General features: G+C 69.6%; 1 protein-coding gene and 1 pseudogene. One reads left to right on the plus strand and one right to left on the minus strand.

The features are described 5' to 3' along the window. A pseudogene (locus G3N99_RS40770) lies at positions 1-466 on the minus strand (hypothetical protein); the annotation flags it as partial. A gap of 319 nt (positions 467-785) precedes the next feature. Here G3N99_RS40770 and G3N99_RS40775 point away from each other — a divergent pair. Then, the coding region (locus G3N99_RS40775) for a universal stress protein (RefSeq protein ID WP_206125260.1) at positions 786-1,022 on the plus strand (237 nt) is incomplete at its 3' end.

Here is a 1,022-nt window from a genome sequence, read left to right on the forward strand (position 1 = left end):
CGACGGGCGAATTCAACGCCGGTGCGCTGAGCGCGGCGGTCGCGAGCGTGCCGACCGGCATCGGCTTCGCGCCGGCGAGCGCAGTGCGTGTCGCAGGCGGCAGCGGCGCATAGCCGATCTGACGGACCGGCGAGCGGCTGCTGTCGAGGTCGAGCATGTCCGCATACCGGCGCCATTGCTCGGGCGTCATGCCCGGGACGAGGCTGTACGCACCGCGCGCGCCTTCGAGCACGGCCACGCCGGATTGCAGCTCGTGGCGGAGCATCGCGGTCACATGCGTCGTGCGGCGTTCGAAACGCGTATGGACGGCGCCTTGCCACTGCTCGCGCACGAGCAGCGCGACGCCGAGCGACAGCGCCGCGCCCGCGCACAGCGCAACGACGCCGGCCGCGAGCGGCTGGCGTAACATGATCTGGAGGCGCGTGGGCCCTCGGGCATCACGCGTCGGGGTTCCACTTGCGGTCATTCGATAGCCATTCTGTTGTCGGGGCTGCCGTGGGCACTCGGCAGCGCAGCAAAACCGGACAAAACTCGCACCGGCTGCATGCAACGTCTATTTTCAAGATGAAATTGTGCGCGATTTACACGGTTTTTGTAATGGGGTCACTAGAAATTGCGGCAACCGGCGTGAAGCAGCGGGCGCGCCGGCCGCGCTTGACGCGCATCAACGGGCGCGTCGGCACGTGGGGCAGACTATTCGGCAGGCCGCCTGGCACCGGGCCGGGTGGCGATAACGGGCCGCCGTCGCGCAACGCGCGATGCGTGCCCGGTCGGAGGGACGGACCATGTACAAGCGGATTTTCGTCGGGCTCGACGGCAGCCCGAGTGCGCGTCTCGCGCTGAACGAGGCGATCCGGATCGCGGCGGCGTCCGGCGGCGAAGTCACCTGCGCGTATGTCGTCGAGCACCGGCCGCAGCTCGTCGACGTCGATGCGGGCTTCGCGGCCGAGCGCGACGGCGATGCGGCTGCGGCCGACGCCGCGACGCCGGTGCTCGACGATGCGAAAGCGGTGCTCGCGCAG

The sequence above is a fragment of the Burkholderia sp. Ac-20392 genome, assembly GCF_017104585.1.
In the GTDB taxonomy this organism is placed as follows: domain Bacteria; phylum Pseudomonadota; class Gammaproteobacteria; order Burkholderiales; family Burkholderiaceae; genus Burkholderia; species Burkholderia lata.